General features: G+C 70.2%; 1 pseudogene. It reads right to left on the bottom strand.

Annotation, left to right across the window (positions count from 1 at the left end):
• Positions 1-215, bottom strand: a pseudogene (locus IF17_RS1000000140080) (MarR family transcriptional regulator); the annotation flags it as partial.

The raw sequence follows: 215 nt of genomic DNA, 5'->3' as shown, positions 1-215 counted from the left end.
CCCGTAGAGCGGGAGCTGCTTGGCCAGCTCCTTCACGCTCATCGCCGCGCCCTCGGGGAGATGGTCGACAAACGCGGCAACGTACCGCTCGCGCACAGGGAGAACGCTGAAGTCGTGCGGCGTGCGCTCAGGTTGGCCGGGTGCGGAGCGTTTGCCGTAGCCGGGCTTGGCCATCGGGTACGCGGCGGAGCGTGCGGGGTCAGGCAGGGCAGAGC

This window comes from Streptomyces cyaneofuscatus (genome assembly GCF_000718135.1).
GTDB lineage: Bacteria > Actinomycetota > Actinomycetes > Streptomycetales > Streptomycetaceae > Streptomyces > Streptomyces cyaneofuscatus.
The sequence above is the reverse complement of the archived record's forward strand: the minus strand, read 5'-3'. Positions and strand labels throughout refer to the sequence as shown.